Below are 14,450 nucleotides of genomic sequence, written 5' to 3' on the forward strand. Positions count from 1 at the left end.
ATAATCATCCTTATGGGTGAGTTTATCCTCATTTCCCTCGCTTTTTACAGCAGAATTCGCTAAATTTAATTCTTTAAAAGAACCGCTGATATATGTGCGAACACAACCACGAGCATAGCCATGACACACAGGAGCACGGCCTTCCAACAAAGGAGCATCCTTGGTGGATCGCTCAAAGTAAGCTCCTCATGGCCCTTGTCATTCTACTTACTTTACTCCTATTGAAATATGCTTTTAAGATCAGCCTTCCCTTTGGCATCAACTTGACCTTAAATAGCATCGCCTATCTTCTCGCGGGAATCCCCGTTATTCAAATGGCATTGCGCAAGGCAAGTCGTGGCGATATTTTTAATGAATTTTTTTTAATGACCGTTGCAACATTGGGAGCTTTCGCCATTGGAGAATTTGAAGAGGGCGTCGCGGTCATGGTCTTCTATCAAATCGGAGAATGGTTTCAGGATACTGCCGTCGACAATGCCAAGAAATCAATCAAATCCTTATTGGATATCCGCCCTGACGCAGTAACGGTCATACGCAATGGGCAGCAACAGCAGATAAATCCAAAAACTGTCACAATTGGCGAAATTATCCTTGTAAAAGCTGGAGAAAAAGTGGCTCTGGATGGTACATTGAAAACGGAAAAAGCGGCATTTAACACTGCTGCTCTGACTGGGGAGAGTAAACCCGATACAAAATATTCCGGTGATGCTGTTTTTGCAGGTATGATCAATTTGGAAACAGTCGTTGAAATCGAGGTATCCAGCGTATTTGAAGATAGCAAGTTGAGCAAAATTCTCGAAATGGTTCAGGATGCCACTGCACGAAAATCCAAAACTCAGCTGTTTATTGCTCGATTTGCCAAAATATATGTCCCCATCATCTTTGGGCTTGCGCTCTTGGTCCTTATTGCACCCCTATTTTTTGTTCATGACTATAATTTTAAGGACTGGTTCTACCGGAGTTTAGTCTTTCTGGTGATCAGCTGTCCCTGCGCCCTGGTCGTTTCCATTCCCCTGGGTTATTTTGGCGGTATAGGCTTAGCTTCCCGAAATGGTATATTATTTAAGGGCGGGAACTTCCTCGATGCCATCACTTCAGTCGATACCGTTGTCATGGATAAAACAGGTACGCTTACAGCCGGTGTCTTTGAGGTAACCGAAGTTTTTGCCGTCAATGTAGATCCAGAGGAATTATTGAACTATGCGAAAGCCATTGAGGCACATTCAACACACCCCATTGCGAAGGCGATCGCCAGTTATCATCCCGGCAGTGCCGCATTTCAGGCTGAGAAAATCCAGGAAATAGCAGGCCACGGACTTTTCGCCACTGTTAACGGAAAGCACACACTCGCGGGCAACAGCAAGTTACTGGACAAATTCGATATTAGCTATCCGGCAGATCTAAGGCAAATGGCATACTCCATTGTATTACTTGCCATCGAAGGTCAATATGCGGGTTATATTACTGTTGCGGATCGAATTAAACCAAATGCCAAAGCTGTGATCCAAGCCATGCATGCGCAAGGTTTGTATACAGTTATGTTATCTGGAGATAAAACAGCGGTGGTAGATGAAGTCGCCAAAGAACTTGGACTCGACAAAGCCTATGGCGATCTTCTTCCTGAGGATAAAGTAAGCCATGTACAGCAGCTGATTGACCAAGGACGCCGCGTTGCCTTTGCCGGCGATGGCGTAAACGACGCTCCTGTAGTTGCCTTAGCACATGTTGGCATTGCTATGGGCGGACTGGGAGCTGATGCAACCATTGAAACTGCTGATGTTGTGATCCAAAACGATGAGCCACACAAGATTTTGTCGGCCATAAAAATTGGAAAAATAACCCGAAGTATTGTCTGGCAGAATGTCATCCTGGCGATGGGAATAAAAATCATTGTTTTGATCCTCGGCGCCGGGGGGATTGCAACACTTTGGGAAGCGGTCATTGCTGATGTGGGGGTAGCTCTTCTGGCAATTTTAAATGCCATTCGGATCCAGCATAAACAAGTTTAAAAACTGAGCGATCATGTAAAGCCCGAAAAAAGCACTGCCCCCAAAAAGTTAGATACTTTCTGAGGGCAGTCCTGTTGTATCAAGGATCTCTTTTAGATCCTAGTTAGAAATTTAATCCCGCCAAGCTTTATAGGCATTGATCAATCCATTGGTAGAAGAGTCATGACTCGTAACCGTATTCGCGTCACTTAATTCCGGAAGGATTTGATTGGCCAATTGTTTACCTAGCTCCACACCCCATTGATCAAAACTATAAATATTCCAGATCACACCCTGCACAAAAATCTTATGCTCATAAAATGCGATAAGTCGTCCTAAAGTACGTGGTGTCATTATTTTGAACAGGATTGAATTCGTCGGGCGATTACCCTCAAAGACTTTATAGGCTTTAAGCGCTTCTATTTCTTGGTCCGATTTGCCTGCTTTCTTGAATTCAGCAACTACTTCTTCCTCCGTTTTGCCATTCATCAACGCCTCAGTCTGTGCAAAAAAGTTGGACAATAGCAATTGGTGATGGTTTCCGATCGGATTAAGACTATTGGCCGGGGCAATGAAGTCACAAGGAATCAATTTGGTTCCCTGGTGAATCAACTGATAGAAGGCATGCTGCCCGTTCGTACCAGGTTCACCCCATATAATCGGTCCAGTCTGATAATCCACCTGTTGACCATTACGGTCAACATATTTGCCATTACTCTCCATATCCCCTTGTTGGAAATACGCAGCAAAACGGTGCAGATATTGATCGTAAGGAAGAATAGCATGACTTTCGGCCTGGAAAAAATTATTATACCATACACCAAGCAAAGCCAATATCACGGGAATATTGGATTCGAAAGAAGTTTCCTTAAAATGAACGTCCGCATCGTAGGCACCTTTCAAAAGGTCCTCGAAATTATCAAAGCCTATTGCCAAGCTAATTGAAAGACCTATAGCAGACCATAGGGAATAACGACCGCCTACCCAGTCCCAAAACTCAAACATATTTTGAGTATCTATTCCAAAGGCACGTACTGCTTCTGTATTGGTGCTCAACGCGGCAAAATGCTTAGCGACATCCTCCTGAAGGGCACCACTCGCCAAAAACCAGTCTTTGGCTGTATGGGCATTGGCCATCGTTTCCTGCGTTGTGAAAGTTTTTGAGGCAATCAGAAACAAGGTTGTTTCAGGATCCACAGCTTTCAATGTTTCGGCAATGTGTGTACCGTCTACGTTGGAGACAAAATGTACATTTAAGCGCGTTTTATACGCTTTTAATGCTTCTGTTACCATCACAGGACCTAGATCTGAACCACCGATACCGATATTAACCACATCTGTAATTTCTTTACCCGTACACCCTTTCCACTGACCAGATATAATCTTTTCCGTAAAAGCTTTCATTTGTGCCAGCACGCGTTTAACGTCGGGCATAACATCTTTTCCGTCCACATAAACGGGTTGATCGGATTGATTTCGCAAAGCGGTGTGTAATACCGGTCTGTTTTCGGTCACGTTGATGCGCTCACCGGAGAACATCGCTGCTATCGCATCAGCAAGACCACATTCTTTAGCCAACTGGACTAAGAGCACTTTTGTCTCTTCGGTAATCCGATTTTTGGAGTAATCCAAAAGTATATCTTCAAAAGCGATCGAGAACTTTTCAAAACGTGCGGGATCTGCGGCAAAAAGTGCACGTAAATCTTTTTTTTCGCTATTGCTAGATAGACCTGATAATGAATCAAAATGCTGCGCTAGATTCTTATAGGCCTCAGTCTTTGTAAAATTAATTTTTGGGAACATACTGTTTTTACTGAAATTATTTGTTTTAAACATCAATAAGAGCCTTCGGTATTTCTATACTACACATCGTGTAGATCTTTAAATGAAGGTTTATTCCGTTGACAATACCAAAACTAAAAAAAAAAGGTCAAATTATCCCTATTTGGCAATCTATATTGGGCGCGAAGTTATTCGATAGAAGCACGAATTTATTAATTAAAATTTCTACTTTAGCGGATATGACAAAAGAACAAATTCAAGACTTGAGGGATCGTGTTACTTCCCTGAGGAGGCATCTTTGACATCGATGCACGCAAAGAAGAAATAGAAAGAGATCAAGCTATTACGCTTGAAGCGAGCTTTTGGGATGATTCCAAAGCTGCAGAAAAAATACTCTTGGCCATAAAAAACCAAAAGGTATGGACAGACCACTTCGACGAAGTTGCAGCGGCGGTTGAAGACGCATATGTCATGTATGAATTCTTCCAATCTGGCGACGCGAGTGATAAGGAAGTGGACGACCAATATAAACTAGCTTTAGCGCAAGTCGAGGAACTCGAATTCAAAAACATGCTTAGCGCCGAAGAAGATCAGCTGGATGCAATTTTACAGATTACAGCTGGTGCCGGCGGGACTGAAAGCTGCGACTGGGCTGCCATGCTGATGCGTATGTATATTATGTGGGGCGAGAAAAATGGGTATAAAGTGACCGAACAAGATTCGCAGGAGGGAGATGTAGCTGGTATCAAGAGTGTAACATTACAGATCTCTGGAGATTTTGCTTATGGCTATCTCAAGGGAGAAAACGGTGTACACAGGCTCGTTCGGATTTCTCCGTTTGATTCCAATGCAAAACGCCATACCTCTTTCGCGTCTGTTTATGTCTATCCTCTGATCGATGATAATATTGAGATTGATGTTAAGGATTCGGAAATCGAATGGGACACGTTCCGCTCAGGTGGTGCAGGAGGTCAGAACGTAAATAAGGTGGAAACAGCTGTTCGATTACATCACAAACCTACTGGCATTATTATTAAAAATCAGGAATCCAGATCGCAATTGCAAAACAAAGAAAATGCGATGCGCTTATTGAAATCACAGTTATATGAGATTGAAATGCGTAAACGCCAGGAAGCTTCCGCTGCTATTGAAGGCAACAAGAAGAAAATAGAATGGGGATCCCAAATTCGAAATTATGTCCTACATCCTTATAAGTTAATTAAAGATTTACGGACCAATTACGAAACATCCAATACACAGGCTGTGCTGGATGGTGATCTAAATGATTTTCTAAAAAATTATCTGATGGAATTTGGCGGATAAAGACGATTCCGAAACTTAATGATATTGAAGACGTTCTCTTTTGGAGGCGTCTTTTTTTTGCACTATCCCTTGCTTTTTTTATTTGGCTTAAGTTGATTTCTTCACCTGACCCATTGCCCCCTTTCCAACACAGTTTGTCACAGAAATTGTCAATTTCTCTTAACAATCAGCCGGCAAATGTTAAAAAACCTTAAAAGTCTACTGCCCATATCGTTATTATATTTTAATCAATTTTTATTACAAAACACAGTTAAAAAACTGAAAACAAGCAACTTGCGTAACGTTATTTTGTATCAAGAACGTTACAATTTGAGCAGTCGGGTCATTTTTGGCACAAAATAAAGGCATGTGTTTTGCGTTTATGGATTCGTAATATTTTCATTACAAATGATACCGATTGCGGCATCGATTAAATATAGAATGAACGAATGTATATCTAAAATAGAACGGTTATGAATTACATGAAAGAAAACTCGATCGTATCCAAGCAGATGACCAAACAATGGAAGCCTGCTGTATATGATGTAAATGCAGGAGAAAAGCGATCTGATAATACAGTGAGCAAAAACGAGGAAAGCAACTTTGGTCCAAAAGAATATGGTATTTTTGGAGCGACTTTTTTTATACTATTTGCGTCAGTTTTTGGCGTATACATGCTTCAGCCAGATTTTGATGCATTACGTTTCCAACGTTTAGACAGCATCGGCGGAACATTTCTGATCGCCTTAGGTATATTTTTAGCTGCTATCGCCGTTAGCTTTTTGATTTTTTTGATTGTACTACATCGTAAATATAAACCCATCGCTTCTGTATCGGACGATGAGCTACCTACTTGTACGATTATTGTTCCAGCTTATAATGAAGGACAGTTAGTCTATGATACCTTACATAGTTTGGCTAGCAGTGATTATCCGGAGAAGAAACTTCAGATCATCGCCATTGATGACGGTAGTAAGGACAATACCTTTGCCTGGATACAACGTGCCAAAATGGAATTGGGCGATCGTGTTGAAATTTATCAGCAGCCCAAGAATATGGGTAAGAGACATGCTTTGTACCGTGGATTTAAGTTAGGTACGGGAGAAATCTTTATTACGGTTGATAGTGATTCTATTGTTAAAAAGGATACTATACGTAATATGGCGAGTCCTTTTGTAACAAACAAGGAATGTGGAGCTGTTGCGGGTAATGTGCGCGTATTGAATAATAAAAAAGCGATTATACCTCGTATGTTGAATGTTAGCTTCGTATTCAGCTTTGAGTTTGTACGTTCTGCGCAAAGTATGTTGGGTACGGTCATGTGTACACCAGGAGCCTTGTCCGGCTATCGTAAAGAGGCTGTCATGAACTGTTTGGAGGATTGGATCAACCAGACTTTTATGGGGCAACCGTCTGATATCGGTGAAGATCGCGCCATGACGAATATGATCCTAAAACAAGGGTATCATGTGTTATTTCAATCCAATGCATACGTTTATACCGACACTCCTGTACGTTACAAAAATCTGTATAAGATGTTTATCCGTTGGGAACGAAGCAACGTGCGCGAAAACATTGCGATGAGTAAATTTGCATTTAAGAATTTCCGTCAGGGACCTAAATGGGGAGCACGTATCTTATTGCTTATGCAATGGAAAAAAGTATTATTGTCTTATCCAATGATGTTATTGATGCTGTGGACTGTATTTCATTATCCATTGATGTTCTTAAGCTCAACGTTGGTCGGTATCTTAATATTTTCCAGCATCCAGGCCTATTTCTTTGCTTCTAAAAACTCTGACGCCAAAGAAGCCTTTTGGGCATATAGCTATAGTATCTTTTATGCCTTCAGTTTATTTTGGATTACACCTTATGCCATTGCGACAGCTGGACGCAGAGGTTGGTTGACAAGGGGTTAAATGATAAGACCACGCGGCGGTTTTCCTGTTACTTTCTATGATCTGTAACAGGAAAACCGCCGTTTTTTTATATTAAAAATCCAATGCAATCGTTTGATTAAAAAAAACATTATCATATTTTTTGTTTTTAATACTAACTTAACACCACAATTATAAATTTGGCCTAAATTAAACTAAGGGAGTACACAAATTGCGGTAATTATGGAACAGTTAGATGACACCGTGCTATTCGTTGGGATTCAAGCCAATGACCGTCATGCTTTTTCGGAATTAGTCAATCGCTATTCTGCTATACTTTTTCGATTTATACAGCGCCGTGTTTCCTGTGTTGAAGACTGTGAAGATATCCTGCAGGAGGTATTTGTCGCCCTTTGGAACAATAGACACAAAATAAACATTGAGTCCTCCCTCTATCCGTATCTTTTTAAAACAGCCAAGTACAAAATCATTGACTGGACTATTCATGAACAAAGGAAAGTTGTCCGTGCTGAAAACCTCTCCAAGACCTTTCAAACACAAACTTTAACCACGACATCTGAAGAAGAACTATTGGCAAAGGAACTCGCTGTGCTTATCGAGCAAGAAATTGACAAGATGCCTTCAACAATGCGATCTGCTTTCTCGCTTAGCAGAAAAGAATCCATGTCCATTAAAGATATCGCCACGGAACTTGCACTATCAGAACAAACCGTAAAAAACAATATCTCCCTGGCTTTAGGCTGGCTCAAGCTTCGATTCAAATAATAAATCCGCTAGACGAACTTGTGTCATGCGGTCTCATTTCCCAATACCTCACAATTTAAAAACACTGTAATACAGTAATTTATATTTTTTTTTAATTTTTCTTCGGTACTTCTCTTCGCATAAGGGGATTATAGGTTTGTATGAAGGAACAAGAATCATCAGATCAAGCCAAAGCCTTGCTTAAAAAATACTTGGAAGGCCAATGTACAGCTGCGGAAGAACAACAGGTACTCCGTTGGTTTTATACATTGGACCAATCCGAGAACGAGCTGTCAGTGAACGAAAATCCACCCGACCTGGCATCACGTATCAATGCAAGATTAGATGACCAACTATTTGATGAACCAGCACCGCTCAAACGAATGAGCTGGGTACGATCTAAATGGATGGTTGCTGCCACGCTTATCGCCATTTCGGGGTTTAGCTTCTGGTTCTATCAAAAATTGTCCTCACCAGCACAAATACCGCTTACATTGGCTGCGGAGGTTCGTTCCCACAATAAGACTTTTCACAACGACATCCTTCCGGGAGGACATTATGCAAAACTTATAACACCGACAGGAAAAGAGCAGCAGCTCGCAGATCCATTTGTCCAACAGCATAATTCAACGACAGCTATAGCTGGGAAAAATTTCCGTGTTGATGTACCCAAGGCCGGCACTTATATGGTCATTTTAGAAGATGGTACAAAAGTATGGCTCAATTCGCTCACTCAGCTTTCTTATCCAACACATTTTGAGGAAGATCAACGTCAAGTTACATTAACGGGAGAAGCTTATTTTAAGGTCGCTAAGGATGCCAGCCGACCTTTCCGGATCCACGCCAACGGCACAACAATCGAAGTATTGGGCACCACATTCAACGTCAACGCGTATCAGAATGAAGTGTCCACGTCTCTCGTGGAGGGAAGTGTAAAAGTTCTTAAAGAGGGCAAACAAACAATTATTAAACCCGGTGAGCAGGCGACAACATTAGCGAATGATATTCAGGTCAAAGTAAGTGATCTAGCAAAAAATACGGCATGGCAGCGTGAAGAATTTTATTTCGACGGCAGCAATTTCAACGATATCACACAGCAAATTGCACGTTGGTATAATGTTGAATTTAAAAATATCGAAGCCATCACTAACGCTTCTACCTACAAAGGCTCCATAAGCAGAAACAGCAAGCTTTCGGAAGTATTGGAAATCCTTGCTTTAGCGACAGGGCGAAAATTCGACATCAACGGTCGGAACGTAATCGTGCAATGAAATTGATTATCTACCTTAAAAATACATCTATGGCATAAACATCGACTTATCGCCTGGCAATAACAAAAGAAGGGGATGTTGACGCATCCCCAGTTAAATCCAAGGCTTATTTTACTGATTACCAACAGAAATTTAAAACCTCAAAAATCATTCTAATTTATGAATTTTTTTTCTCCAATGAAAAGGCAGGAGAAAACACGGGAATTCCGGATCCCTCCAGCCTTTAAAACTTTATGTATGATAAAGTTAAGCACTCTTTCTTTGCTTTCTCTTGCTTTGGGAGCACATGCCTCGGGAAATGCACAAACAGTCAATCTCTCCTTGAAAAAAGTAAAGGTTGAGAAAGTTTTACAAGAAATTTCTAAGCAAACAGACTTACGATTTTTTTATGATGAAAAACTGCTGAATAATCTGCAGCCCATCAGTGTGGATGCAAATCATGCTTCCATTTCACAAGTGCTATCCAAAGCACTTAAAGGACAGAATCTAAGCTATCAGATTCTCAACAACACCATTGTAATTTCCGAAAAACAACGTACAGATTTCGAAATCACAGGTACAGTTCGCGATTCAAAAGCAGCACTTGCCGGTGTAACGGTGTCTGTAGAGGGAAATTCCGCATTATCTACAAAAACAGATGCCAACGGACATTTTTCGCTTCGGATACCCGAGAAAGCAGTATTGGTATTTCAATATATGGGCTACACAACAGAGCGTGTACAGGTGGGAAATCAACGCACATTAAATGTGACTTTACAAACGAGCACATCACAATTAGATGAGGTGGTGGTCGTTGGTTATGGTACACAACGGAAAATCAATTTAACGGGCGCCGTTGACCAGATTTCCGCTAAAGAAATTGAGAATAGACCGGTCACCAATCTAGGTGCTGCCCTACAAGGTTTGATCCCAAACTTGAACATCACCAACGCGAGCGGTAATCCTTCGCAAAGTGCAAAATTCAATATCCGCGGTATCACATCAATCAATGGTGGTGAGCCTCTTATATTAGTAGACAACATTCCTGTCACTGGCGATGAGTTAGCAAGACTCAATCCAAATGATTTTGAAAACGTATCGGTCTTAAAAGATGCGGCCTCAGCTGCAATCTATGGAGCTCGTGGAGCATTCGGTGTAGTTCTTGTAACAACCAAATCTGCCAAGTCCGAAAAACTTCAGGTAAATGTAGGAATGAGCACCCAATGGCGCACCACAGGCAAATTGCCTGAAATTGTCACAGATCCACTTACCGTGATGCAATATAAACACGATGCAGCTTACCCATTATATGATTTGTATCCGGATGCCGTACGTGAATATGCGAAAAAGCTTCAGCAGGATCCGAGTTTACCCAACACCATCCTAGACCCCACAAATCCAGAGAAATGGGCTTATTATGGTCAAACCGACTGGATGAATGAAGCCTATAAAAAACTGGCTCCAACCAACACGCTCAACTTGAGTTTGGGTAAAAGAACGGACAAATTAAGTTACTTATTTTCTGGAGAATACTACAAGCTCGACGGTGCGCTAAAATATGGAAATGACAAACTTAACCGTTACAATGTCCGCAATAAAATGGATATGCAGGTCACTCCTTGGTTGAACTTCGGAAACAATACGGTACTAACAAGCCGTCAATATGAAGCGCCAGTTTTCATGGGCGGTGATTTCTTTTGGAATGTAAACCGTACCTCATCTTTGGATGTTCCAAAAAATCCGGATGGCAGCTGGACGCAAGCAGGTGCTGGCCTTTTGGGACTATTACAAGAAGGAGGACGAAGAAAAGAAAATATCAACGAGTTCCAAACAACATTCAATGCCAAAGCAGATCTGATCAAAAACATATGGACAGCTAACGCAGATATTACTTTCCGTCGTTCCTTTGGTGTAACAGATGGGTATAATCGTCCTGTTCAGTACAAGACAGGGCCGAATGCTACGCCTCAATATGCAGGTGGAACTGTACCTTCCGCATATAAGCAGCAGGAAAACACCCGATATGATGTAATCAACGTGTATACACAATATACGCAACAGTTTAATGACCACCATGTAAGTGCCTTAGTCGGTTATAACCAAGAATATAGAAATACCGAAACAAATTACGCCCTTAAAAATGGTCTTTATTCGGCTGACATACCATCCATCGGTTTAGGTAGTGGAGCGACAACAGTTACCCATAATATCGACGATTATGCACTGCAAGGTGTATTTTATCGTCTGAACTATGATTATAAAGGGCGTTACCTTATTGAATCCAATGGCCGTCTGGACGGTTCTTCACGCTTTCCAAAGGGTGACCGCTGGGGATTTTTCCCATCGGTATCTGCAGGATGGGTACTTTCTGAAGAGCAATTCTTTAGCCCGCTCAAATCTGCGATCAACTTCTTAAAACTTCGGGGTTCTTATGGACAATTGGGTAACCAGACTGTCTATGATAATAATATGAATCCACTAAGTTATCCTTATTTGCCTTCTATGGCAGTGGATAACGGCATTCCTCGCGTGATTGAAGGTAATCGTCCGATATCCTTGAATCCGCCATTAGTGGTCGCCAAATCCTTAACATGGGAGCGTATTTCAACAATCAATGGGGGTATTGACTTTAATCTACTCAACAGTCGCCTAAATACGACATTTGATATTTACAAACGGACCAATGAGGGTATGCTGATCCCAGGAAGAACTCTTCCCGGTGCCTTTGGCGCTGACGCACCGAACTTCAATGCGGCCGACATGAAAACGAATGGTTGGGATCTACGCATTAGCTGGAAAGACAAGTTCGACCTAGCTGGCTCGCCATTCCATTATAACGCTACATTTACACTGGCAAACAGCAAAGCTACAATTACTAAATTTGATAATCCAACGGGCGATATTAGACAGCATTACGCCGGACAGCGCATCGGTGAGATATGGGGTCTTCAAGCAGATGGTTTCTTCCAAAATGAAGATGAGCTAGCCAAATTGGATCAAACCGATGTAGGAACGGATGATCAGCAATATAAATACTATGTCGGTGATATCAAGTTCAAGGATATTGCGGGCGGACCCGATGGAGGACCTGACGGTAAGATCACTAAAGGTAAACAAACCCTTGCTGACCATGGTGACCTCAAGATTCTAGGCAATTCAGAAATTCAATACCCCTATAGCTTAGACCTTTCAGGTTCATGGAAAGGTTTTGATCTACGTGTATTTCTTCAAGGTGTCGGAAAAAGAGACTGGTATCCACCGGGAAGCCAAATCTATTTCTGGGGAATTTATGCACAACCCTGGACGAATGTGACCAAACAGAACTTAGACCATTGGTCTCCAGATAACAGAGATGGGTATTTTCCACGGATAAAATCGTACAGTGCGGAAGATAACGGAGAAGAACTCGGTATGCCTAATACACGTTACTTGCAGAATGCAGCCTATTTAAGGGTAAAAAACATCACTTTCGGCTATAGCCTTTCGCAGAATTTCACAAAAAGAATTGGCTTACAGGCCGTACGCTTCTATGTAAGTGGTGAAAATTTATTTGAACGCTCAGGGCTCAAAGTAAACATAGACCCCGAAGCCTTAGGCAGTACAAGAGTATATCCTTTCCAACGCACTTATGCCTTTGGATTAAATGTTAAGTTTTAATACGCATATTCATGAAAATATTTCACTATACTACACTAGCGTTGTCTTTATCACTATTGACAATAAGCTGTAATAAAGACTTTTTGGATCGTAGCAACAAGACTGCTGTGACAGACCAAAACTTCTTTAAAACGCCGGAAGATCTCAAAACCTATACCAACGGCTTTTATCGATTCATTGGCGGATCATATGACGACATCTTCTCAGATAATATCGGTGGATTCACAGGAAGCAGCTCAACCAACAATATGCTCCGTGGTACACTTACACAAGGCAACGCATCTGGCTGGTCGGATGAATGGAAAAATTTACGCCGCATCAATTATATGATGGATCACCTTGGTACTGTAACCGGCGATCAAGCACAAATAGACCATTACGTTGGAATTGCCCGTTTCTTTCGTGCCTACATCTACTTTAATTTAGTGCGCGATTATAACAATGTTCCTTGGTATGATACGGCTTTGGGCGCTGAGGACGAAGCCATGTACAAAGACCAAGATTCTCGCGAGGTTGTTGTTAAACATATTATGGAGGATCTTGAATTTGCCGCAGCTCATATCAGAGAAGATAAAGTAGCCGGTAATTTCAAAGAACGTGTTACACAAGGAGCTGCATTAACACTGTTAGCCCGCATTGCCTTACACGAAGGAACATTCCGTAAATACCATGAGGAGCTAAATTTACAAGCTTCTGCAGATGAGTTTTTAAAAAGAGCAGCTTCAGCATCCCAAGAAGTTATAAGTTCCGGAAAATACAAAATTCATAATACTGGTGCCAAAGAAGTTGACTTTAGAACATTGTTCAGCAGCAACAATTTATCCTCGAATACAGAAGCGATTTTTATCCAAAAGAATGACCGTTCGCTGGGTATCGCAAACAATTCACACACCGTATTGGACTGGCAGTGGGCATTAAGCGGAGAATTGATGGAAGAATTCCTAACAGCTGACGGAAAATCGTTTACATCGACTCCGGATTACAAAACGAAAACCTTTACGCAAATATTTCAAAACAGGGATCCCCGATTGGCTGAAACCATCATGCCAGCTGGGTTTAAGACTGATCCGAATAACCCCACGGCTTATTTAATAAAACCTAGTTTTGGTGGATATTTACAGATTAAATTCTACCCTAGAGATCCTGCTCTTCGTGGTGGCTGGAATGCAAACTACACCGATCTTCCTATTATGCGTTATGCCGAAGTATTGCTTATCAATGCTGAAGCGAAAGCTGAATTGGGTACGATTACACAAGCTGATCTGGATGCAACCGTGAATGTTTTACGTGGACGCGTCGGTGTACCAGCCTTACTGTTAGCAACGGCCAATACACAGGTAGACCCTGTTCTTGCGGCACGCTATCCGAACGCTCAAGGAGCCAATAAAGGAGCCTTGTTAGAGATCCGTCGTGAGCGCCGGGTTGAGCTTGCCTGTGAAGGCTTCCGTTTCAACGATGTGCTACGCTGGAAAACAGGAGACTTACTAGCCGTTGCCCCACATGGAATCTACGTCCCTGCATTAGGCGCTATGGACGTTACAGGTGATGGAAATCCGGATATTGCCATTCTTGAAAATGAGAAAGCAACAGGTCCAATTGACCAGTTACCGGATGCTGTAAAAACCAAGCTGGTAAAATATTACCTCGATGGAGGCGCATTTTACCTTAGCAATGGTACTTCGGGATATATTATGATGACTGTTGACCAAAAAAATAAGCGGTCATTTGTCTCTCCAAAATATTATTACAAACCAATACCATTGGGTCAAATAACATTGAATCCCAATTTAAAACAAGTATTTGGATGGGATAAATAGTTATAATGTTAT

8 protein-coding genes are annotated in these 14,450 nt (G+C 41.6%); 7 read left to right on the plus strand and 1 reads right to left on the minus strand.

The features are described 5' to 3' along the window. Positions 1-92 precede the first annotated feature (92 nt). Positions 93-2,009, plus strand: a complete 1,917-nt coding sequence (locus tag HS960_RS20165; protein ID WP_182330528.1) for a heavy metal translocating P-type ATPase — start codon at positions 93-95, stop codon at positions 2,007-2,009. Between the two features lie 111 nt (positions 2,010-2,120). On the opposite strand, the gene pgi is transcribed toward HS960_RS20165, so the two are convergent. Further along, positions 2,121-3,791: a glucose-6-phosphate isomerase gene (gene pgi / locus HS960_RS20170; protein WP_153845350.1), complete on the minus strand. Its 1,671-nt coding sequence runs from the start codon at positions 3,789-3,791 to the stop codon at positions 2,121-2,123. A gap of 218 nt (positions 3,792-4,009) precedes the next feature. Here pgi and prfB point away from each other — a divergent pair. The 6 genes from prfB to HS960_RS20200 all read left to right on the plus strand — a co-directional run bounded on the left by prfB (position 4,010) and on the right by HS960_RS20200 (position 14,438). Beyond that, positions 4,010-5,093 (plus strand): peptide chain release factor 2 gene (prfB, locus tag HS960_RS20175; protein WP_153845349.1). Its coding sequence is split into 2 segments (ribosomal slippage): positions 4,010-4,069 and positions 4,071-5,093, totalling 1,083 coding nucleotides; the frame shifts between segments, so codons are not numbered across the junction. 452 nt (positions 5,094-5,545) lie between these two features. Beyond that, complete coding sequence (locus tag HS960_RS20180) at positions 5,546-6,991, plus strand: glycosyltransferase (protein ID WP_202883708.1); 1,446 nt, start codon at positions 5,546-5,548, stop codon at positions 6,989-6,991. A 201-nt stretch (positions 6,992-7,192) separates the two neighbouring features. Beyond that, positions 7,193-7,735: an RNA polymerase sigma factor gene (locus tag HS960_RS20185; RefSeq protein WP_120335693.1), complete on the plus strand. Its 543-nt coding sequence runs from the start codon at positions 7,193-7,195 to the stop codon at positions 7,733-7,735. A 140-nt stretch (positions 7,736-7,875) separates the two neighbouring features. Beyond that, positions 7,876-8,985, plus strand: a complete 1,110-nt coding sequence (locus HS960_RS20190; protein WP_182330529.1) for a FecR domain-containing protein — start codon at positions 7,876-7,878, stop codon at positions 8,983-8,985. A gap of 237 nt (positions 8,986-9,222) precedes the next feature. Beyond that, a complete protein-coding gene (locus HS960_RS20195) occupies positions 9,223-12,621 on the plus strand; it encodes a TonB-dependent receptor (protein WP_182330530.1) in 3,399 nt (1,132 codons plus the stop codon). Between the two features lie 11 nt (positions 12,622-12,632). After that, positions 12,633-14,438, plus strand: a complete 1,806-nt coding sequence (locus HS960_RS20200) for a RagB/SusD family nutrient uptake outer membrane protein (protein ID WP_182330531.1) — start codon at positions 12,633-12,635, stop codon at positions 14,436-14,438. The last annotated feature ends 12 nt before the right edge of the window (positions 14,439-14,450 follow it).

Origin of the sequence: Sphingobacterium paramultivorum, assembly GCF_014109745.1 — a bacterium.
GTDB lineage: Bacteria > Bacteroidota > Bacteroidia > Sphingobacteriales > Sphingobacteriaceae > Sphingobacterium > Sphingobacterium paramultivorum.

Excerpts from the sequence above, each read along its gene's own strand:
- HS960_RS20195 (WP_182330530.1), top strand. The coding sequence starts at position 9,223 with ATGATAAAGTTAAGCACTCTTTCTTTGCTTTCTCTTGCTTTGGGAGCA.
- HS960_RS20180 (WP_202883708.1), top strand. The coding sequence starts at position 5,546 with ATGAATTACATGAAAGAAAACTCGATCGTATCCAAGCAGATGACCAAA.
- HS960_RS20190 (WP_182330529.1), top strand. The coding sequence starts at position 7,876 with ATGAAGGAACAAGAATCATCAGATCAAGCCAAAGCCTTGCTTAAAAAA.
- HS960_RS20185 (WP_120335693.1), top strand. The coding sequence starts at position 7,193 with ATGGAACAGTTAGATGACACCGTGCTATTCGTTGGGATTCAAGCCAAT.
- HS960_RS20200 (WP_182330531.1), top strand. The coding sequence starts at position 12,633 with ATGAAAATATTTCACTATACTACACTAGCGTTGTCTTTATCACTATTG.
- pgi (WP_153845350.1), bottom strand. The coding sequence starts at position 3,791 with ATGTTCCCAAAAATTAATTTTACAAAGACTGAGGCCTATAAGAATCTA.
- HS960_RS20165 (WP_182330528.1), top strand. The coding sequence starts at position 93 with ATGTGCGAACACAACCACGAGCATAGCCATGACACACAGGAGCACGGC.